We start from the raw sequence: 21,098 nt of genomic DNA, 5'->3' as shown, positions 1-21,098 counted from the left end.
CTTGTTACGCTTCCCGTTCAATCTGACACATCAACGGGTGCTGGCATTCCCTCGCGTAGTCGTTGACGTCCGCGGCCTTGGTTTCGGCTATATCCCGGGTATAGATGCCGCAGACCGCTCTACCTTCAGTATGCACCTTGAGCATGATCTGTGTGGCACTTTCCCGGTTATGGGCAAAAAAACGCTCCAGAACCTCCACAACAAAATCCATCGGTGTGTAGTCATCGTTCAGCATGATGACCTTATAGCGGGACGGGGGCTTGAGCTGAGGCTTGCTGGTCTCGACCGCCAGGCCGTGATCATCCTCATGTTCGGGCTCACCCGCCCCGTGATTTAAGGTTAGTTGAAAATCTGTCATTGAAAACATTTGCCGTATCACCGCTGGAAGCCAGAAAAGATGCCGCTCATCGCAAAACTGCGTACTGGTACACAGGTTACTTTGGGGGCTGCTTGACTTGCCCCGATTCGATGTTAAAAGTGTAATAGTGCTTGACTGACCAGTCACCATTTACATCCCGAACACCCAGCTGGTCAGCAAGAACCACACCACTCACATGATGTGACAAGCTATCAGAGGGACGTAGTATGGAGAACGGTAAGGTCAAATGGTTCAACAATGCCAAGGGCTACGGATTTATCGTAGCGAACGGGCGGGACGAAGACCTCTTTGCGCACTATTCCGCCATTCACATGGACGGCTACAAAACGCTCAAGGCCGGTCAGCCGGTTCAGTTTGACATTATCCAGGGCCCCAAGGGCTTGCACGCCATCAACATCCAGTCCACCGTTGAGCAACCTAGCAAGAAACAGGTGGAAAATGAAGGCGCAACGAGCCTCATGCATGACTGAGTGACCATTCAGATCACGCAAACAACAAAGCCGGCTTTCGCCGGCTTTGTTGTTTTCAGCCAATGCGGATCGCTCAACACGACCCGCATCTTTGCGCTTACATGGCGCCGATGACGTCGTCACCAAACTCGGAGCACTTGCGCAGCTTCGCACCGTCCATCAGACGCTCGAAGTCGTAAGTCACTGTCTTGTTGGCGATGGCACCGTTAACGCCCTTGATAATCAGGTCGGCCGCTTCAACCCAGCCCATGTGGCGGAGCATCATTTCAGCAGACAGGATCACCGAACCCGGGTTGACCTTGTCCTGACCGGCGTACTTCGGCGCAGTACCGTGGGTCGCTTCGAACATGGCAACGGAGTCGGACAGGTTGGCACCCGGAGCAATACCGATACCGCCTACTTCAGCGGCCAGCGCGTCGGACAGGTAGTCACCGTTCAGGTTCAGGGTAGCGATAACGTCGTACTCGGCCGGACGCAGCAGGATCTGCTGCAGCATGGCGTCAGCGATGACGTCCTTGACTACGATGTTCTTGCCGGTGTTCGGGTTCTTGAACTGCATCCACGGACCGCCGTCCAGCAGCTCGGCGCCGAATTCATCGCGAGCAACTTCGTAACCCCAGTCCTTGAAGGCACCTTCGGTGAACTTCATGATGTTGCCCTTGTGAACCAGGGTCAGGGAGTCACGGTCGTTGTCGACGGTGTATTGCAGGGCCTGGCGAACCAGACGCTTGGTGCCTGCTTCGGAAACTGGCTTGATACCGATACCGCACATGTCGGTGAAGCGGATCTTCTTGACGCCCATTTCTTCGGTCAGGAACTTGATGATCTTTTCAGCTTCCGGGCTGCCGGCTTTCCACTCGACACCGGCGTAGATGTCTTCGGAGTTTTCGCGGAAGATGACCATGTCAACATCACCCGGCTTCTTGACCGGGCTCGGCACACCTTCGAACCAGCGAACAGGACGCTGGCAGACATAAAGGTCGAGTTCCTGACGCAGGGCAACGTTCAGGGAGCGGATACCACCGCCTACTGGGGTAGTCAGCGGGCCTTTGATGGAAACAACATACTCTTTGATGGCGTCCAGCGTTTCAGCCGGCAGCCAGGTGTCCTGATCATAGACTTGAGTGGCTTTCTCGCCCGCATAGACTTCCATCCAGGAAATCTTGCGCTTGCCGGCGTACGCTTTTTCAACAGCAGCGTCGACGACCTTGATCATGACAGGGGAAATATCGAAACCGATGCCGTCACCCTCGATGAAGGGGATGATCGGGTTGTCGGGTACGTTCAGGGAAAGGTCGGCGTTAACGGTAATTTTGTCGCCGCTGGCCGGCACCTTGATCTTTTGGTATCCCATCTTTGACTCCGTTTATGTTGTCGTTGCCACAGGCGATGCCGGCAGGCGGGTAACCCCCAACATCCCATGAATACGGATTTTCAGCCGCGCTATTGTTGTAGTTTTCCTACAGAATGTCACGCACTTTTGTCTACAATCTCGTGACCTGCCGCCCTCCACCGCCATTTGAGCTATCAATGAGGGATGATCAGTCGACAATATGTAGTAACACTACAACCACACTACAAAACACGACCACTCAGAATCCTAGCCGTTTTCCTCCGCTTTACCAAAGCCGGCAGCGGAGGTTCACCGAATCGGTGGTTTGCGCTACCCTATCGCACCTGCCGAGGAGCCGCGATGCGATTTCTACCCCACGTCACCGTCGCCACCATTATCGAACATCAATCGCGTTTTTTGATGGTCGAGGAAAAGCGCGATGGGCGCATTGTCCTGAATCAACCCGCCGGCCACCTTGAGGCCGACGAAACCCTGCTCCAGGCCGCCCTGAGGGAAACCCTGGAAGAAACGGGCTGGCACGTCGAGCTTACCACTGTCGTCGGCATCTATCTGTTCCAGGCGGCCAACGGCGAGACCTATCAGCGCGTTTGTTTCAGTGCCAAGCCTATCAGTCATGACGCCGGACGAACGCTGGACGAAGGTATTATTCGCGCACGCTGGATGTCGCTCGACGAACTTGTCGACAATACTGAACATCTGCGCAGCCATCTGGTTCTGGGCTGCGTGCAGGATTATCTGAATAAACCGCACTATTCACTGGATTTGATTCGCTGACATGTCTACCCAGCCAAGCACGCCCAACTCCGAAATTCGCGTCATCGTCGGCATGTCCGGCGGTGTCGACTCGTCCGTTTCAGCCGCACTGCTGCTGGAACAGGGCTATCAGGTCGAAGGCCTGTTCATGAAGAACTGGGACGAAGACGACGGCACCGAGTACTGTACTGCGATGGAAGACCTGGCCGACGCCCAGGCTGTGAGCGACAAACTGGGCATCAAGCTGCATACCGCCAACTTTGCCGCAGAGTACTGGGATAACGTCTTCGAGCACTTCCTGGAAGAGTACAAGGCCGGCCGCACCCCCAACCCGGATATCCTCTGCAACCGCGAGATCAAGTTCAAGGCGTTTCTGGACTATGCCCTGTCGCTGGGCGCCGACCTGATCGCAACCGGACACTACGTACGCCGTGCAGAGCGCGATGGTCAGACCGTCCTGCTGCGCGGGATCGACAACAACAAGGACCAGAGCTACTTCCTGCATGCCGTCGGCGCCGAGCAGATTGCCCGCACCCTGTTCCCGGTTGGCGAACTGGAAAAGCCCGAAGTGCGTCGCATCGCCGAGCGCTACGAGTTGGCCACCGCCCGCAAGAAGGACTCGACGGGCATCTGCTTTATCGGCGAGCGCCGCTTCAGCGACTTCCTCAAGCAATATCTGCCAGCGCAGCCGGGCGATATCGAAACAACCGACGGCACAGTGATCGGTCGGCACCACGGTTTGATGTACCACACCATCGGCCAGCGTCAGGGACTGGGTATTGGCGGCCTGCAGGGTGCCAGTGATGAACCCTGGTACGTGCTGCGCAAGGATCTGACCAACAACGTGCTGATTGTCGGCCAGGGCAACAACCACCCATGGCTGTTCTCCGACGCCCTCACCTGCTCCTCAATTTACTGGGTAAACCCGATCGAGATCACCGAACCTCGGCGCCTGACTGCCAAGGTCCGCTACCGGCAGACCGACCAGGCCTGCACGCTGGAGAAGACCCAAGACGGCTACCTGGTGCGCTTTGACGAGCCGCAGCGCGCGGTGACGCCCGGCCAGTCGCTGGTCTTGTACAGCGGCGACATCTGCCTCGGCGGCGGCGTGATCGAGACCGCCATTGCCAGCGGAGAAGCACCGTGAGCCGCGCCACCGATCAGGTCATTGCGTTAGGCGCCACCTTTGAGGCCGGCATTCAGGTCGACCGCCTGGCGCGCAGCGGAAAGCTGGCTGAGGGCCCGGGCTCCTGCCTGGTAGCCAGCATCCTCAAGCGCTCACCGGATAACGTCATTGATGTCTACGGCGGCAGCCCGCACCAGATTCGCAGCGGCCTGCAAGCACTGGAGGCCATGCTCGAGCGCGATACCGGAGCCCTCCAGCGCGATGCCCTGCGCTACGTCATGAACCTGCTCTCCCTTGAGCGTCAGCTGGCCAAGCGCGAGGACATGCTGCAGGTACTCGGCCAGCGTATTGCCCAGGCCGAAAACCAGGTCGAGCACTTTGGCCTGCTGCACGATAACGTCATGGCGTCGCTCGGAAGCACCTATCAAGACACCATCAGCACGCTGCGCCTGCGCATTCAGGTCCATGGTGACATGCGCTTTTTGCAGCAGCCGGAGGTCGCCAACCGGGTGCGCACGCTGCTGCTGGCAGGCATTCGCTCTGCGACGCTCTGGCGCCAGGTTGGCGGCCATCGCTGGCAGCTGCTGTTTCAACGCAAGAAGCTGCTGGACGCCACTCGCGCGGTGCTGCGTGGTTGAACTGGTCCGCCAGGACCAGCCCCGCGCCGGCGCCATGCTGCTGGCGCTGTCGGCCCTGCTGTTCGCCTGCATGGGGGTGCTGATCCGCGAAGTGTCAGAGGGCGTCAATAACGAAACCGTCGTCTTCGCCCGCAACCTGATCGGCGTACTGTTCTTCATCCCCATCATTCTGATGCGCGGCTTTGGCCCTTTTCGTACCAGCCGCCTTGGTAACCACTTCCTGCGTACCTTCTATGGCCTGGGGGCGATGTACTGCTTCTTCTACGCCATTGCCCATCTGCCGCTGGCCGATGCCATGGTGTTCACCTACGCAGCACCGGTCTTTACTCCCGTACTGGCCTGGTGGTGGCTGAAGGAAAGCCTGACCGGGCGCATGCTGCTTGCGGTGTCCATCGGCTTCGTCGGCGTTATCCTGGTCGCCAAGCCCAGCGGCGCGCTGTTTGACCCCAAGGCCCTCGCCGGCGTCGCCGCCAGCCTGCTCGCGGCCTGCGCCTTCGTCTCCATCAGGGCGATGAGCAACAGCGAGCCGGCAACCCGCATCGTTTTCTATTTTTCGACCTTTTCAGCGCTGCTGTCGGCCATTCCAATGATCTGGGCCTGACACCCCCTGACGCTGAAACAAATCGGCCTGTTGATCGCGGTAGGCCTGGTAGCAACGGTCAGCCAACTGGTCATGTCCAAGGCCTACGCCCTCGCGCCGCCCGGCAAGATCGGACCATTGAGCTACCTGGCTATCGTGTTTTCCGGTCTGTTTGCCTGGGCACTGTGGGGCGAGGTGCCGGGCTGGTCATCATGGGCCGGTGCCGGCCTGATCTTCGCCGCCAGCCTGATCAGCGTGTATCTGCCCTCCAAGTCGGGCAAAACCCGCCCGGCTGGTGTATGATTTGGCCCTTTTCCGCCAGCTGCTCGACGAGAGAACTATGCAACTTTCTTCCCTGACCGCCGTATCCCCGGTTGATGGCCGCTATGGCAGCAAGACCGCCAGCCTGCGTTCTATTTTCAGCGAATATGGTCTGATTCGCTTCCGTGTACAGGTCGAAGTGCGCTGGCTGCAGTGCCTCGCCGCTCACCCGGGCATCAGCGAAGTCGCGCCTTTCTCTGCCGACGCCAATGCGATCCTGAATCGCCTGGCTGAAGACTTCGACATGGCCCACGCCGAACGCGTCAAGGAGTTTGAGCGCACCACCAACCACGACGTGAAAGCCGTTGAGTACCTGCTCAAGGAGCAGGCCAAGCAGCTTCCGGAGCTGGAAAAAGTCAGCGAATTCATTCACTTCGCCTGTACTTCTGAGGACATCAACAACCTGTCCCACGCCCTGATGCTGCGTGCCGGCCGCGATGAGGTGCTGCTGCCGCTGATGCGCCAGATTGCTGCCGCCATTCGCGCCCTGGCCGTTGAGCATGCCGCCGTACCGATGCTGTCGCGCACCCACGGCCAGCCTGCCTCTCCGACCACACTCGGCAAGGAACTGGCCAACGTGGTTTACCGTCTGGAGCGTCAGATCGCCCAAATCGAGAGCATCCCGCTGCTGGGCAAGATCAATGGTGCCGTCGGCAACTACAACGCTCATCTGTCGGCCTACCCCGAGCTGGACTGGGAAGCCAACGCCAAGCAGTTCATTGAGCAGACGCTGGGCCTGCAGTTCAACCCCTATACCACCCAGATCGAGCCGCACGATTACATCGCCGAGCTGTTCGACGCGGTCGCTCGCTTCAACACTATCCTTATCGACTTCGACCGCGACATCTGGGGCTACATCTCGCTGGGCTACTTCAAGCAGAAGACCGTTGCCGGCGAAATCGGCTCCTCGACCATGCCACACAAGGTCAATCCGATCGACTTCGAAAACTCCGAAGGCAACCTGGGCATCGCCAACGCCATCATGCAGCATCTGGCAAGCAAACTGCCGATCTCCCGCTGGCAGCGCGACCTGACCGACTCGACCGTACTGCGTAACCTGGGCGTCGGCTTTGCCCACAGCGTCATTGCCTATGAATCGTCACTCAAGGGCATCGGCAAGCTGGAGCTGAACGAAGCCCGCCTGGCTGAGGATCTGAACAACTGCTGGGAAGTCCTGGCCGAGCCGATTCAGACCGTCATGCGCCGTTTCGGCGTTGAAAACGCCTATGAAAAACTCAAGGACCTGACCCGCGGCAAAGGCATTACCCCCGACGCCCTGCTAGCCTTCGTTGATAGCCTGGAGATTCCGGAGCAAGCCAAGGTCGAGCTCAAGGCGATGACCCCGGCCAGCTACATTGGCAATGCCGTGGCGCAAGCAAAACGCATCTGATCTGCCAGCCCCGTGCGGGCCGGCAACCCTTCCCCAGCGCCCGGATTGACCGGGCGTTGTCTATTCTGGAGCCAGAATGATGACAACTGAATTCGACTCGCTGTTTGGTGACATTGGCGTAGAACGCTTCCTCGCCGAGTATTGGCAACGCAAACCGCTGCTGATCCGCCAGGCCTTCCCCAACTTTGAAAGCCCCATTGAGCCAAACGAACTGGCCGGCCTGTCGCTGGAAGAAGAGGTTGAATCGCGCCTGGTCCTCAAGGACGGCGCTCACCCATGGGAGCTGCAGCGCGGCCCCTTCCCAGATGACACCTATTCCAGACTGCCGGAACGCGACTGGACACTGCTGGTCCAGGCCGTTGATCAGTTCGTTCCGGAGGTCGCGGACCTGCTCGACCGGTTCCGCTTCCTGCCTACCTGGCGGATTGACGATATCATGATCAGCTACGCCGCACCCGGCGGTGGCGTTGGGCCGCACTACGACAACTACGATGTGTTCCTGCTGCAAGGGTACGGCAAGCGCCGCTGGCGCATTGGCCAGCACTGCACCGTCGACAGCCCTCTGCTTGACCATCCGGATCTGCGCATCCTCGCCGACTTCGACTGCCAGGACGAGTGGGTACTGGAACCCGGTGACATGCTCTATATCCCCCCGGGGATTGCCCACGACGGCATCGCCGAAACCGACTGCATGACTATCTCCGTCGGCTTCCGCGCCCCGAGTCATCAGGAAGTGCTGGTGCACTTCACGGATTATCTTGCCCACCTGCTCAGTGACGACGAGCGCTACACCGATGCCGGTATCAGCCAGCCCCAGGACCCGGCCGCCATCGATCAGGCAGCGATCGACCGTTTGCAACAAAGCGTACTGGAACTGGTCTCAGATAAAGAGGCACTGGCAACCTGGTTCGGTCGGCACATGACCGAAGCAAAGTATCCGGAGCTGGCCCAGGCCTATGCTGGAGAACCGGAGCCATTGATGGACGCGCTGAATGACGGCATTGGCCTGTGCGCCAACCCGGCAGTCCGCCTGGCTTACTGGCAGGCCAACGATGGCAGCCTGCGACTGTTTGCCAACGGCGAACACTGCGTCGTTGGCAGCTCGCTGCTTCCGCTGGTTCAGCTAATCTGTAATCAGCGCTCACTGCCGGCCGAGTTACTGCTCGGCTGGACCAGCGAGGAAGACGCCCAAGAGCTGCTTGAACAGCTGGTGGAGAAAGGCTTTTTGCTAATGGAGAGGCAGAATGAGTGATGTCGTCGTGACAACCGTTGACTGGCAGGCAGGCAAGGCCCTGCGCGACATTCGTCAACGGGTATTCATCGATGAGCAGCAGGTCCCGGAAGACCTGGAGTGGGACGCGCAGGACGAGGAAGCAACCCACTTCCTGCTGCTGCGTGCCGGCCACCCGGTCGGCACCGGCAGACTGCTGAAGGACGGTCATATTGGCCGTATCGCCATTTTGCCGCAACACCGGGGCCTTGGCCTCGGCGAGCGCCTGATGCGGGCCATCATGGCGCACGCCATCGCCAAGGGCATGCGCACGCTGCTCCTGTCCGCGCAAACCCACGCCGTTCCCTTTTATCAGCGCCTGGGCTTTGAAGTCTGCTCGGACATCTATCTTGATGCCGGCATCGAACATCAGGACATGCGCTGGAGCAATGACACGCAGGAATCCGACCACCTGCCCCACATCGAGTTTGTCTCGCCGGGTCGCTTCACCATCCACAATCCAGACGAAGAGCCCCCAGCGAAACCGGACTACAGCGATCCGGATATGATCCCGATCACCGAGCAGAACGCGCAGGAGCAGCTGATCGAACTGCTTGACGGCTGCCTGCAGAGCGTGCGCATCTTCGCTCCCGAGCAGGCGCTGTGGCTGTTCAACCGCAAGGCCATACTGCAGGCCTGCGAGCGTCTGATTGCCCGCAATCCCAAGGCGCGCATTCAGGTCTTGCTGCAAGAAGTCAGTAACGACTTCCTCAGCGGTCATACCCTGCTGAGCCTTGCCCGTCGCTTCCCGAGCCTCTGCCAGGTGCGCAAGCAGCATCCTGACCTGCCCAGACAAAGCTATGCGCAGGCCATGATTGACCAACAGGGATTTCTGATGCTGCCCATAGCACGCCAGCGCGAGGGCTTTGTCCGCCAGACGTCACGGGATCAGGTCAAGCGCTGGAGCGATACCTTTGATGAGCGCTGGAACAGCAGCCAGACCGATCCGGCCATCAGGAGTTTTCTGCTATGAAACATTGCATCCTGGCAACTTTGCTCTGTCTGCTTTGCCTGGCAGCCAGCCCGCTGCAGGCGGCCCCCACGACCGAGATCGTTCCGCTGGGATACAACCTTGCGGAAAACCTGATCCCCGCCCTGCAGCCGATGCTGCAACCCAATGAGCGCGTTTCGGCCTACGGCAACCAGCTCCTGATAAGAGCCGAGCCAAATCGCATCAGCGAGATCAAAGCGCTGATCGCCCAGCTGGACCAACAACCATCCCGCCTGCTGATCAGCGTTGCCAGCAGCGGCAGCAGCAGCGGCAGTCAGCACGGTTACCGCGTCGACGGCAGTGTTGATACCGGACCGGTCGAGATCATTATCGGCCAGCCGGATGGCAACGGTAATACCGCCCGTATCATCAACCGTCGCACCACAGGCGCTAACGACGGTGTACGCCAGATCACCGCCACTGAAGGCTACCCGGTTCTGATTCAGGGCGGCCAGAGCGTACCGATCACGACCACGACCACCAACGTCTACGGCCAGCTTGTTCAACAGACCCAGTACCGCGACGTGACGCAGGGCTTCTATGCCACCGTTCGCCTCAGCGGCGACCTCGCGACCATCACCATCAGCGCCAACAATAATCGGCTCAATCCGCAGCACAGCGGCGTAATAGACGTGCAGCAAGCCGATACCGTAGTCACCGCTCGGCTGGGAGAGTGGGTATCTATTGGCGGAATCGACGAGTCGAACGGTGGCAATGACAGTGACCTCGGCCGCCGGATCAGCACCCAGCGAGTGGAGAGCGGAACACTGCGCCTGAAAGTCGACCGACTTGACTGATGCGTCACGCCCTGAACCTTGTAGTGCCGATTAAAAATCACTACAAACGGCATTGACTTATCAGGTTCGAAGTCCCATCATTGCGTCGCTCCCGCTAGCCAGAGACCTCAAGGTCTCCGCTTCGCACCCATACCAACGGTTCGATGCGTGTCTTTACAGCCCACAAGGCCGAATGACGAGGTGGCGACTGGAACCAAGTTGTCCTGAGGGACGGGGAAGCAATTAAAGCTGAACAGTTTACGCCAGCAGGCAAACGCCATTATCGATGGCTTAGCGCTCGCAAGACTGTCACCTCCTCTCCTCTTGGCACCATGCCAGTCTCCTCCTTTTCATACTGTCCTTTGAGCGTAACCGCAGCAGCGGAGCATTGGGTCGACAAATCGTGCTGAACCTAACGCAAACTTTGAAGGATTGACCATGTCAGCTTATCAAAACGACATCAAAGCAGCTGCCGAGCTGAAAGAAAAAGCAGGTAGTGGCTGGAGCGCTATCAACCCTGAGTCCGTCGCTCGCATGCGCGCGCAGAACCGTTTCAAGACCGGTCTGGACGTCGCCAAGTACACCGCGGCCATCATGCGCAAAGACATGGCTGAGTACGACGCCGACTCTTCTGTCTACACCCAGTCCCTGGGTTGCTGGCACGGCTTCATCGGTCAGCAGAAGCTGATCTCCATCAAGAAGCACCTAAAGACCACCAACAAGCGCTACCTGTACCTGTCCGGCTGGATGGTTGCTGCCCTGCGTTCCGAGTTCGGCCCGCTGCCTGACCAGTCCATGCACGAGAAGACTTCCGTTGCCGCTCTGATCGAAGAGCTGTACACCTTCCTGCGTCAAGCTGATGCCCGTGAACTGGACCTGCTGTTCACCGCTCTGGACGCTGCTCGCGAAGCTGGCGACCAGGCCAGGGCTGCTGAAATCCAGTCCCAGATCGACAACTACGAAACTCACGTAGTGCCGATCATCGCCGACATCGACGCTGGTTTCGGTAACGCCGAAGCGACCTACCTGCTGGCCAAGAAGATGATCGAAGCTGGTGCCTGCTGCATCCAGATCGAAAACCAGGTTTCCGACGAGAAGCAGTGCGGTCACCAGGACGGCAAAGTAACCGTTCCGCACTCCGACTTCCTCGCCAAGATCAACGCTGTTCGCTACGCCTTCCTCGAACTGGGCGTTGACGACGGTGTCATCGTTGCCCGTACCGACTCCCTGGGCGCCGGCCTGACCAAGCAGATCGCCGTCACCAACGAGCCGGGCGACCTGGGCGACCAGTACAACAGCTTCCTGGACGGTGACTACATCACCAGCGCTGACGACATCCAGAACGGCGACGTTGTAATCAAGTCCAATGGCAAGCTGCTCAAGCCCAAGCGTCTGGCTTCCGGCCTGTTCCAGTTCCGCAAGGACACCGGTGTTGACCGCGTTGTTCTGGACTGCATCACCAGCCTGCAAAACGGTGCCGATCTGCTGTGGATCGAAACCGAGAAGCCGCACGTTGGCCAGATCGCCGAAATGGTTAACCGTATCCGCGAAGTCGTACCGAACGCCAAGCTGGTTTACAACAACAGCCCGTCGTTCAACTGGACTCTGAACTTCCGCCAGCAGGTATTCGATGCCATGGCTGAAGAAGGCAAGGACGTTTCTGCATACGACCGCGCCAAGCTGATGAGCGTTGAGTACGATGAGACCGAACTGGCTCAACTGGCTGACGAGAAGATCCGTACCTTCCAGGCCGATGCGTCTCGTGAAGCAGGTATCTTCCACCACCTGATCACCCTGCCGACTTACCACACTGCTGCGCTGTCCACCGACAACCTGGCAAAAGGCTACTTCGACAAGGAAGGCATGCTGGCTTACGTCAAGGGCGTTCAGCGTCAGGAAATCCGTCAGGGTATCGCCTGCGTCAAGCACCAGAACATGGCTGGCTCCGACATCGGCGACAACCATAAAGAGTACTTCGCTGGTGAAGCTGCTCTGAAAGCCGGCGGTAAAGACAACACCATGAACCAGTTCGGCTGATAAGCCACTGATTCAGAGTCGCAAGACTCCGGTGTGAGAAAGGGGCTGCCATGGGCAGCCCCTTTTTTCTATCAAGCAGCAACCCTCTCAGGTAGAATGCGCTCCACTTCTGCCCTATGGTTCACGCAACAAGGCTTTATCAGTTATGGCACGTCTGCAACTCGACTTTCCCGAGAACCAGTTTTACTTCACCACGCAGCTCACAGTTCGTATCACCGACATCAACGGCGCCAACCACCTGGCCAATGATTCGATGATCTCGATGATCTCCGAGGCCAGAGCGCGGTTTCTGTATCAATTCGGCATCGAAGAAGTGAGCGAGAAAGGCGTTGGCATTATCGTTACCGACCTTGCCACCACCTATCTTCGTGAAGCCTTCGCCCGGGACGCACTGATTTTTGAAGTCGGCCTGATGGACCTGAACAAGTACGGCGGCGACATCATCTTTCGCATCAGCAAAGCCAGCAACGGCGAACTCGTTGCACTGGCAAAATCCGGTTTTGTGTTTTTCCATTTTGCGACCGGCAAGGTTCGTCCAATGCCGGAAGATTTCCGTCTGCGCTTCCCCGGCGTCAATTCAATCGAAGCGGACAGCAGCGAAACCTGATATTTCAGACAATAAAAAACCCGGCCGATGGCCGGGTTTTTTGTTCGCTGGAGAGTGAATTACTTCACTTCAACCTGGGCTTCAACTTCAGCTTCAACGCGGCGGTTCATTGAACGACCCTCGTCAGTGCTGTTGTCTGCAATCGGACGGGCTTCACCGTAACCGACAGAGCTGACGCGAGAGCCATCAACACCTTCGCTGATCAGTGCTTCGCGAACCGCATTGGCGCGACGCTCGGACAGGTTCTGGTTGTAGGCATCGCTACCGACGGAGTCAGTGTGACCTTCAACGGTAGTAGTAACCGACGGATAGGTCTTCATGAACTCGGCCAGGCTCTGAATATCCTGACGGTATTCCGGACGGATGGTGTCCTTGTCGAAGTCGAACAGCACATCGAGCTCAACACGAACGGATTGCATCTCGGGAGCCGGAGCAGGAGCCGGAGCCACTACCGGAGCGGGAGCCGGAGCCGGCTCGGCAACCGGTGCGGACTTGGCACCGAAGTTGATACCCAGGCCTACACCTGCCTGCCATTCGGTATTACCGTGGTCAAAACCGTAAAGCGCATCAACGCCAGCCTTGACGAAGAAGTTTTCGTTCAGGTAGTTCTTGATACCGACACCGGCCATCGCCATGGTAGTGCGATCATCAGTGTTGTCGCTGTCAGCCTTGAGCTCCTGGTGAGCCAGACCGGCAGAGATATAGGGGAGGACATTGCCGGTACCGAAGTGGTAGACCGCTTCGATCTGAGCCAGCTTGCCGTCGACATCTTCATTGGCGACGTCATCGACTTCCAGATTCCGGTACTTACCCAGACCAGCGTTCAGCAGTACGTTCTCGGTGACGAAATAGCCAATGCTGCCACCCACCAGGGTGCCATCGTTCAGACCATACATGCTGTCGGTGAAGTAACGGTCAGCAAAGGCTTCAACCTCGACCGACCCGGCTTTGCCGGCAGCCATGGCAGAAAAGCTGGACGCAGCAATAGCAGCACCAACAACGAGACCCACAGTGTTTTTCAATTTCATCTTTGAATCCCCATCAAATCCATTAAGACGTTAAGCTTGCGCAAAACTCCGCGACAGTATAACTGAATCCTGCTAACAACTATACAAGCCCTATATAAAAGGACTGTCAATCTGGTTTCGCAGTTTTTCCAGCGCGCGTTTATAACGCATTTTAGTCGCGCTCAATCCCATGTGCATAATGTCTGCAATTTCCTGAAATTCCAGCTCCGCCACAAAGCGCAACACCAGAATTTCCCGGTCAATGGGATTGACGTGGACCAGAAGACTGTTCAGCCCCTTTGAAGCCTGCGGCTGCAGCTCCTGTTCCTGCGCCTCTTCCTGAGGGTCGAGGCTGAGTGCATCAAGCAGGCGGCGCTTGCGTTTCTCTTTACGATACTGCGTTATGCACTCGTTATAAGTAATGCTATATAGCCATGTTTTAAACTTGGCCTTGCCTTCAAACTGCTTCAGTCCATGCAAAACCTTCAGCATTACTTCCTGACAAACGTCATCCGCGTCCCGCTCGTTACCTAAATACCGAACACAAACATTAAACAAAGTTCGCTGATAGCGCCGCATCAGCTCCTCATAGGCTGTCGTAGTGTGAATAAGCTCACTCTTTGCCCTGAGCACCAGCTCCTCATCATCGAGGTCGGCCGGATTGTAGTGGCGGCGTGGACGGCTGAGACTGACCAAGGTAGTAATGTCTTCCGTATGACTAAAGCGGCGCTCAGCGCCGCACCGGCTCATCAATCAGCAAGCGATTGGCCAGGGAAACAAGCTCGCCATCGTCACTGAGAATCTGCGTCTTGACGGTGCCTATTTCCTCCACCACACCCTCGACGCCGGCCACCTTGATCCGATCACCCGGCTGATAGAGTTCACGCACGTAGATACCCGCAATGATCTGACCGACCACCTGGCGACTGCCCAGCCCGAGTGCCAGAGCAGCGGCACCGCCGAAACAGACCAGCACGATAGCGATCACCAGATTCAGAAGCGCGGTTTCGATCTGCAACTGACCGATCGCCAGTGACACTGTGATGATGACCAGCAGCCCTTGAACAAAGCGACCAAGCCCGGACGCATACTCCATGCCCATGCTTTCGGCCGTGCCGCGCACAACGCCGTTTACCAGATGGGAGAGCAACAGACCACCAAGCAGAATGAGCGCCGCACCGACAACCTTGGGCAGATAAAGCGTGATGGCGTCCAACGTAGAAGACACCCGCGCAAGACCGAGCGACTCCGATGCCGACACAACAAAGGTCAGCAGAATGAACCAATAGGCTATCTTGCCGGTAAGCGCGGACACCGAGCTGTTGATGCCAACCCGGGCCAGCATCTTGTTTACACCGGTGCCGCTCATCAGTCGATCCAGACCGACCTTGGCCAGTCCTTTGCTCAACACCGCGTCGACAACCTTGGCCACGACAAGGCCAAGCAGCACGATAATCAGCGCCGCAATCAGATCGGGAATAAACGAGGCAACCTTGCTCCACAGCGTGGTCATGGCCGCAACGAAGCTTTGACTCCAGACATCGAATTCCATGGCTAAGCTCTCTTGACTACAGGTCGGAAGGGGTTGAGTTGTCAGCTTGGCGACGACTGGGCTTGAGGTTACGCACACCACGCGCGCCCCCCTCGGTCAGCACCCAGCCCCAGCGGGCTACCAGTCCAAGCAGGTCGAATACCGCGCCGTGAATGTGCGCCCGGTGCAGAACCCGATCCAGTCGCTGATCATCGGAGCGTTCGGCATCGCCGGCGCCTTCGTCGCGCATCATTGCGCGCAGCTGGCTTTCAAGCGAATCGTCGTTGGACATGACTCTGTTCTCCTGCATGGATGAAGCCGTGACGGAAATACGGCCCCCAGATGCAACAAGGGGGAGGTGTTGCCACCCTCCCCCTTGCCCGATACCACCAGGGCCGACGTTACTCGGGCATGATCAACGCGACAGGCGAGACAATGATGCCGTTGTTATCGGCGTAGACGAACTCACCCGGGCGGAAGGTCACGCCAGCAAAGGTGACGACGACGTTCAGATCGCCGATACCACGCTTGTCGGTCTTCATTGGGTGACTGGCCAGCGCCTGGATTCCAAGCGGCGTTTGCGCCAGTACGTCAACGTCACGCACACAGCCGTATACGATGATGCCTTCCCAGCCGTTCTTGGCCGCTTTCTCGGCCAGCATGTCACCCAGCAGGGCGCGGCGCATGGAACCGCCACCATCAACCACCATCACCTTGCCGGTGCCGTCCTGATCGACCTGCTCCTTGACAATCGAGTTGTCCTCGTGACACTTCACGGTGACGATCTGACCACCGAAGGAATCGTGGCCGCCGAAGTTGCTGAACATCGGCTCGACCACGGCCACATCGGGATAGGCATCACACAGATCCGGCGTTACATAGTGCTGCATGGCATTCTCCTTGAACTTGAAGGTACTGATGCTTACTTGTCATTCTCGGCAAGGAAGAACCAGGTGTCCATCACCGAATCCGGGTTCAGAGACACGCTCTCGATACCCTGCTCCATCAGCCAGCGCGCGAGATCCGGATGATCGGACGGGCCCTGACCACAAATACCGATGTACTTGTTGGCAGTACGGCAGGCGGAGATGGCGTAGCTCAGCAGCTTTTTGACCGCAGCATTACGCTCATCGAACAGATGCGCAATGATGCCCGAGTCACGGTCCAGCCCCAGAGTGAGCTGAGTCAGGTCGTTGGACCCGATCGAAAAGCCGTCGAAGTGCTCCAGGAACTCCTCGGCCAGCAGCGCGTTGGCAGGCAGCTCACACATCATGATCAGGCGCAGACCGTTTTCACCGCGCTTCAAGCCGTTTTCACCCAGCAGCTCAACAACCTGCTTGGCTTCGCCAACGGTGCGCACGAACGGAATCATGATCTCGACATTGGTCAGCCCCATTTCGTCGCGAACACGCTTCATCGCGCGACATTCCAGCTCGAAGCAGTCACGGAAGGAGTCACTGATGTAACGCGAGGCACCACGGAAGCCCAGCATCGGGTTTTCTTCTTCCGGCTCGTACAGCTTGCCGCCGATCAGGTTGGCATATTCGTTGGACTTGAAGTCCGACATGCGCACGATGACCTTCTTCGGCCAGAACGCCGCAGCCAGCGTGCTGATGCCTTCAACCAGCTTGTCGACGTAGAAATCGACCGGCGAGCCGTAACCGGCAACACGCTTCTGCACGCTGTCCTTGACGTCAACCGGCAGGCTGTCGAAGTTCAACAGTGCCTTGGGGTGAACGCCGATCATGCGGTTGATGATGAATTCCAGGCGCGCCAGTCCCACGCCCTCGTTGGGCAGGTTGGCAAAGTCGAAGGCGCGGTCGGGGTTGCCGACGTTCATCATGATCTTGAACGGCAGCGGCGGCATCGCATCAACGCTGTTGGTCTTGATGTCAAAGGACAGCTGGCCCGCGTAGATCAGACCGGTATCGCCCTCGGCGCAGGAAACAGTCACTTCCTGACCGTCCTTCAGCTCAGTGGTCGCATTGCCGCAACCGACAACAGCCGGAATACCCAGTTCGCGAGCAATAATCGCCGCGTGGCAGGTACGACCACCACGGTTGGTGACGATCGCGCTGGCGCGCTTCATGATCGGCTCCCAGTCCGGGTCGGTCATATCGGAGACCAGAACGTCACCCGGCTGGACTTTGTCCATCTCGGCAACGTCATTGACGATGCGCACGCGGCCGGCACCAATGCGCTGACCGATGGCACGACCTTCAACCAGCACAGTGCCCTTCTCTTTCAGCAGGTAACGCTCCATGACGTTGGCGCTGCTGCGGCTTTTAACGGTTTCTGGACGGGCCTGAACGATATAGAGCTTGCCGTCGTCGCCGTCTTTGGCCCACTCGATGTCCATCGGACGACCGTAGTGCTGCTCGATAATGACGGCCTGCTTGGCCAGATTCACCACTTCTTCCTCGGACAGACAGAAGCGGCTGCGCTCAGCCAGATCAACGTCGACAGTCTTGACCGACCGACCGGCCTTGGCTTCGTCGCCGTAGACCATCTTGATCGCTTTGCTGCCCAGATTGCGACGCAGAATCGACGGGCGACCAGCAGCCAGAGTGGGCTTGTGCACATAGAACTCGTCAGGGTTCACCGCACCCTGCACCACGGTTTCGCCCAGACCGTATGCGCCGGTGATAAACACGACGTCACGGAAACCGGATTCGGTATCCAGGGTAAACATCACACCGGCAGTGCCGGTTTCGGAGCGCACCATGCGCTGCACACCCGCTGACAGGGCAACCAGTTTGTGGTCGAAGCCCTGGTGTACGCGGTAGGCGATGGCGCGATCGTTGAACAGCGACGCAAACACTTCCTTGGCGGCGTGAATCACGTTATCCACACCACGAATGTTCAGGAAGGTTTCCTGCTGACCGGCGAAAGAGGCATCAGGCAAGTCTTCCGCCGTAGCGGAGGAGCGCACGGCAACGGCCAGATTGGGGTTACCGTCGGACAGTTTGGCAAAGGCTTCGCGAATTGCCTTGTCCAGCGCCGGCGGGAAGTCGGCGTCCATAACCCACTGACGAATCTGCGCACCGGTTTCGGCCAGAGCGTTAACGTCATCGACGTCGAGCTTGTCCAGTGCAGCGTGAATGCGATCATTGAGACCACTTTGCTCGAGAAACTCCCGATACGCATCTGCAGTGGTTGCAAAGCCACCGGGAACCGTTACGCCGGCGTTGGCCAGATTGCTGATCATTTCGCCAAGGGAGGCGTTCTTGCCGCCAACGCGCTCGACGTCATTGACACCCAGCTGCTCGAAGGACACTACGTACTCTAACAAGGTGATCTCTCCGTCAATCTATTAATAAGTCTGTGCGGCGGCGGGAGCATACTGGTCTGCCCGCTGCAAATGCGCCACAATGCCGATCTTTGGGGGCTGCTCCGACATATATGCGGGCTACCCGGTAACCGAGACACGACATCTTAAGGCTTCGTGAATGAAACGCACCGCTTTTTTCATTTCTGATGGTACCGGCATCACCGCCGAGACGCTTGGTCAAAGCCTGCTGGCACAGTTCGAGAACATCCAGTTCACCAAGCTGCTGCGCCCTTACGTCGATACCGTGGAAAAAGCGCGTGACATGGTACAACAAATCAATGCTGCTGCCGAGAAAGATGCAGCGCGGCCGATCATTTTCGATACCGTGGTCAACAGCGAGATTCGCCAGGAGCTGGCCAAATCCAATGGCTACATGATCGATATTTTCTCGACCTTCCTGGCGCCATTGGAACAGGAACTGGGTGACGGCTCGTCCTACTCGGTAGGCAAGACCCACTCGATCCAGCACAACAGCCATTACAAAGACCGTATTGACGCGGTGCACTTCGCCATGGACAACGACGATGGTGCGCGCACTCACCACTACGCCCAGGCCGATATCATCCTGGTTGGCGTCTCCCGCTGCGGCAAGACGCCAAGCTGTCTGTACATGGCGTTGCAATACGGTATTCGCGCCGCCAACTACCCCCTGACTGAGGACGACATGGAGCGCCTGCAGCTGCCCAAGGCGCTCAAGCAGAACAAGAGCAAGCTGTTCGGACTGACCATCGACCCAGACCGCCTGGCCAGCATCCGCAACGAACGCCGCCCCAACAGCCGCTATTCCAGCTACCCGCAGTGCGAATTTGAAGTACGGGAAGTGGAGAACCTGTTCCGCAAGGAGAACATTCCCTTCCTCAACTCAACGCACTACTCGGTAGAAGAGATTTCAGCGAAGATCCTGATGCAGATGGGCATTGAGCGCCGCCTTAAGTAGGGCTTCCAATCTATTGATTTAACTAGATTAAAAGAAGGCTATCGCGGGCACCGGATAGCCTTTTCTGTTACTACCGAACGCAAGGGCCAAGCTCTGCCAGCTGCCCAGCCGGATCGCCAGCCAGAGACGGCAACTCCCCCCCTCATTTCAGGGCATTCAGGTGCGACAGACCTTACCGGGAAGCATTTGGATATCAGCAGCAACTGAACGATCAATGGTACTGCGGGTCACAATGCATGAAACTTCCGGACACAAGGAACCAACACATGGACCTGATTCGCGTACTGATCGCCATTTTGCTGCCACCGCTGGGCGTGTTTTTACAGGTGGGTTTCGGTGGCGCCTTTTGGCTCAACATCCTGCTCACCCTGCTCGGCTACATTCCCGGCATCGTTCACGCAGTCTGGATTATCGCCAAACGCTGATTAGCGTCCGCCAGAATCAAGCACGGCCTCGTTCGCGGCTGCCAGCCAGCCGCGAATCGAGAAGTCATAGCTCTTGACTGCCGGATTGAGCACCTTGCTGAACCGGCGGTAATTCACCGCAGGCCGACCGGCCGCAAGATAGCCCAGATAATCCTCAGCCATTGACCGATCGAACAGAGCAAACATGCTCTTTTCCATCTCCAGGCCTTCGCTGTCGGCAAAATCCACACCATTTTCGTAGTCATACAACACTACCAGCGCCCAGGCTGCGGCAAGATGATGGCCGCCGACCACGACCTGCACCTCGCCATCAAGCAATGCTCGGGTTGCCTGCTCAGTCATGTTGACAGTCGACACCACAAGGTCACGCCCGACCGTACGACCGAGACTGCGCGCGCCTTCAATAGCGCCGTAGGCCATAAGATCATTACCGGTCCATACCAGCCGCGTTTGCGGATAGCGCTCAAGCAAAATGGGGGTCTGATAACGGGCATTGTCCCGCCGCCATTCACCGTAGACATTCTGACGCAAGCGAACCTCGGTAAACTCGGCGACCGCTCTGTGCATTCCGCGAGTACGGCGGCGAGAGCTGTCGGTCGACCTGTCACCCGATATGGCAACCATCTCCAACCGCTGCGACCTGCTCGCCGGAAACTGCTGCAACCCCTGCAGGATCAATGATCTGGCACTGAGGTAGCCGGCCTCTTCTGCATCAGGCACCAGGCTGCCTAGCCAGTGTTTCAGCCGATCGCGGGGATAGCCAAGCATTTCACGCTCGCTCTCCAATACACCGTTATACGCAGCAAATACCCGGATGCCCGCTTGCTCGGCAATCTGCAACTGCCCCGGCAGGACCTGCTTTTCCGCCGACACCAGCAGGTAGTCCGGGCGCTGGCCTGAAGGCCGACGCGACACATCCCTGGCCAAACTGAGCTGGGCCAGGTGGTCGCGTTCGGCGTGCAGAACCTCCAGCTCAACCCCCAGACTCGTTGCCGCGTGCTGCAGACCTTCGATCGCATCCATCCAGAATGGCTCATTGGATTTGCCCGGACTGATAAACACTACATGCATTGCCGAAGCGGGAGGTGCGAACAGGCAGACAAGGAGCAGGTACAGCGCCCCCACCAGACGGATTCGCCTTGGAGAGCGCTGACAACGAAAGACATCAGGAAAAA

General features: G+C 58.1%; 21 protein-coding genes and 1 pseudogene. 13 read left to right on the top strand and 9 right to left on the bottom strand.

From position 1 onward, the window contains the following. Positions 1–4 precede the first annotated feature (4 nt). Complete coding sequence (gene clpS / locus B7O88_RS05255) at positions 5–358, bottom strand: ATP-dependent Clp protease adapter ClpS (protein WP_412779060.1); 354 nt, start codon at positions 356–358, stop codon at positions 5–7. Between the two features lie 227 nt (positions 359–585). Here clpS and cspD point away from each other — a divergent pair, with 227 nt between their 5' ends. Next, complete coding sequence (cspD, locus tag B7O88_RS05250) at positions 586–849, top strand: cold shock domain-containing protein CspD (protein WP_088274159.1); 264 nt, start codon at positions 586–588, stop codon at positions 847–849. Positions 850–946: 97 nt separating this feature from the next. On the opposite strand, the gene icd is transcribed toward cspD, so the two are convergent. Next, positions 947–2,203, bottom strand: coding sequence for an NADP-dependent isocitrate dehydrogenase (gene icd / locus B7O88_RS05245; RefSeq protein ID WP_088274158.1), 1,257 nt, complete (start codon positions 2,201–2,203; stop codon positions 947–949). 339 nt (positions 2,204–2,542) lie between these two features. Between icd and B7O88_RS05240 the strand changes: the two genes are divergently transcribed. From B7O88_RS05240 to B7O88_RS05195, 10 genes and pseudogenes are all read left to right on the top strand, one after another. Further along, positions 2,543–2,977, top strand: a complete 435-nt coding sequence (locus B7O88_RS05240; RefSeq protein WP_088274157.1) for an NUDIX hydrolase — start codon at positions 2,543–2,545, stop codon at positions 2,975–2,977. A gap of 1 nt (position 2,978) precedes the next feature. Further along, positions 2,979–4,103, top strand: coding sequence for a tRNA 2-thiouridine(34) synthase MnmA (gene mnmA, locus B7O88_RS05235; RefSeq protein WP_088274156.1), 1,125 nt, complete (start codon positions 2,979–2,981; stop codon positions 4,101–4,103). Continuing rightward, complete coding sequence (hflD, locus tag B7O88_RS05230; RefSeq protein WP_088274155.1) at positions 4,100–4,720, top strand: high frequency lysogenization protein HflD; 621 nt, start codon at positions 4,100–4,102, stop codon at positions 4,718–4,720. The genes mnmA and hflD overlap by 4 nt, the downstream gene beginning before the upstream one ends. A gap of 34 nt (positions 4,721–4,754) precedes the next feature. Beyond that, positions 4,755–5,603, top strand: a pseudogene (locus tag B7O88_RS18270) (DMT family transporter). A 37-nt stretch (positions 5,604–5,640) separates the two neighbouring features. Continuing rightward, the gene (purB, locus tag B7O88_RS05220) at positions 5,641–7,011 is read left to right on the top strand and encodes an adenylosuccinate lyase (RefSeq protein ID WP_088274154.1); all 1,371 of its coding nucleotides are present in this window, start codon (positions 5,641–5,643) and stop codon (positions 7,009–7,011) included. Positions 7,012–7,090: 79 nt separating this feature from the next. After that, the gene (locus tag B7O88_RS05215; protein WP_412779063.1) at positions 7,091–8,263 is read left to right on the top strand and encodes a ribosomal protein uL16 3-hydroxylase; all 1,173 of its coding nucleotides are present in this window, start codon (positions 7,091–7,093) and stop codon (positions 8,261–8,263) included. Further along, on the top strand, positions 8,256–9,254 hold the full coding sequence (locus B7O88_RS18310; protein ID WP_088274152.1) for a GNAT family N-acetyltransferase: 999 nt from the start codon (positions 8,256–8,258) through the stop codon (positions 9,252–9,254). The genes B7O88_RS05215 and B7O88_RS18310 overlap by 8 nt, the downstream gene beginning before the upstream one ends. Next, positions 9,251–10,069 carry a secretin N-terminal domain-containing protein gene (locus B7O88_RS05205; protein ID WP_088274151.1) on the top strand — a complete coding sequence of 273 codons (819 nt, stop codon included), beginning with the start codon at positions 9,251–9,253 and terminating at the stop codon, positions 10,067–10,069. Before B7O88_RS18310 ends, B7O88_RS05205 begins: the two co-directional genes overlap by 4 nt. Before the next feature lie 417 nt (positions 10,070–10,486). After that, on the top strand, positions 10,487–12,085 hold the full coding sequence (locus tag B7O88_RS05200) for an isocitrate lyase (RefSeq protein ID WP_088274150.1): 1,599 nt from the start codon (positions 10,487–10,489) through the stop codon (positions 12,083–12,085). A gap of 145 nt (positions 12,086–12,230) precedes the next feature. Then, positions 12,231–12,692: an acyl-CoA thioesterase gene (locus B7O88_RS05195; protein ID WP_088274149.1), complete on the top strand. Its 462-nt coding sequence runs from the start codon at positions 12,231–12,233 to the stop codon at positions 12,690–12,692. Positions 12,693–12,751: 59 nt separating this feature from the next. Here B7O88_RS05195 and B7O88_RS05190 read toward each other — a convergent pair whose 3' ends face one another. The 6 genes from B7O88_RS05190 to ppsA form a co-directional block, all read right to left on the bottom strand. Beyond that, on the bottom strand, positions 12,752–13,720 hold the full coding sequence (locus B7O88_RS05190) for an OmpA family protein (RefSeq protein ID WP_088274148.1): 969 nt from the start codon (positions 13,718–13,720) through the stop codon (positions 12,752–12,754). Between the two features lie 90 nt (positions 13,721–13,810). Beyond that, the gene (gene sigX / locus B7O88_RS05185) at positions 13,811–14,395 is read right to left on the bottom strand and encodes an RNA polymerase sigma factor SigX (protein ID WP_228247523.1); all 585 of its coding nucleotides are present in this window, start codon (positions 14,393–14,395) and stop codon (positions 13,811–13,813) included. A gap of 34 nt (positions 14,396–14,429) precedes the next feature. Then, positions 14,430–15,251 (bottom strand): mechanosensitive ion channel family protein, encoded by an 822-nt coding sequence (locus B7O88_RS05180; protein ID WP_088274146.1) that lies wholly within the window; start codon positions 15,249–15,251, stop codon positions 14,430–14,432. Between the two features lie 16 nt (positions 15,252–15,267). Beyond that, positions 15,268–15,522, bottom strand: coding sequence for a hypothetical protein (locus B7O88_RS05175; RefSeq protein WP_088274145.1), 255 nt, complete (start codon positions 15,520–15,522; stop codon positions 15,268–15,270). Positions 15,523–15,631: 109 nt separating this feature from the next. After that, positions 15,632–16,120 carry a ribonuclease E activity regulator RraA gene (gene rraA / locus B7O88_RS05170; RefSeq protein ID WP_088274144.1) on the bottom strand — a complete coding sequence of 163 codons (489 nt, stop codon included), beginning with the start codon at positions 16,118–16,120 and terminating at the stop codon, positions 15,632–15,634. A 32-nt stretch (positions 16,121–16,152) separates the two neighbouring features. Beyond that, on the bottom strand, positions 16,153–18,522 hold the full coding sequence (gene ppsA, locus B7O88_RS05165; protein ID WP_088274143.1) for a phosphoenolpyruvate synthase: 2,370 nt from the start codon (positions 18,520–18,522) through the stop codon (positions 16,153–16,155). 157 nt (positions 18,523–18,679) lie between these two features. Between ppsA and ppsR the strand changes: the two genes are divergently transcribed. Together ppsR and B7O88_RS05155 are read left to right on the top strand one after the other, a co-directional pair. After that, positions 18,680–19,498 carry a posphoenolpyruvate synthetase regulatory kinase/phosphorylase PpsR gene (gene ppsR / locus B7O88_RS05160; RefSeq protein ID WP_088274142.1) on the top strand — a complete coding sequence of 273 codons (819 nt, stop codon included), beginning with the start codon at positions 18,680–18,682 and terminating at the stop codon, positions 19,496–19,498. Positions 19,499–19,764: 266 nt separating this feature from the next. Next, a complete protein-coding gene (locus B7O88_RS05155) occupies positions 19,765–19,923 on the top strand; it encodes a YqaE/Pmp3 family membrane protein (RefSeq protein WP_088274141.1) in 159 nt (52 codons plus the stop codon). On the opposite strand, the gene B7O88_RS05150 is transcribed toward B7O88_RS05155, so the two are convergent. Then, the gene (locus tag B7O88_RS05150) at positions 19,924–20,994 is read right to left on the bottom strand and encodes an ABC transporter substrate-binding protein (protein WP_160003141.1); all 1,071 of its coding nucleotides are present in this window, start codon (positions 20,992–20,994) and stop codon (positions 19,924–19,926) included. It lies immediately after the preceding gene. Between the last annotated feature and the right edge of the window lie 104 nt (positions 20,995–21,098).

This window comes from Halopseudomonas aestusnigri, assembly GCF_002197985.1.
Taxonomy (GTDB): domain Bacteria; phylum Pseudomonadota; class Gammaproteobacteria; order Pseudomonadales; family Pseudomonadaceae; genus Halopseudomonas; species Halopseudomonas aestusnigri.
This window is presented reverse-complemented; position numbering and strand designations above follow the sequence as displayed.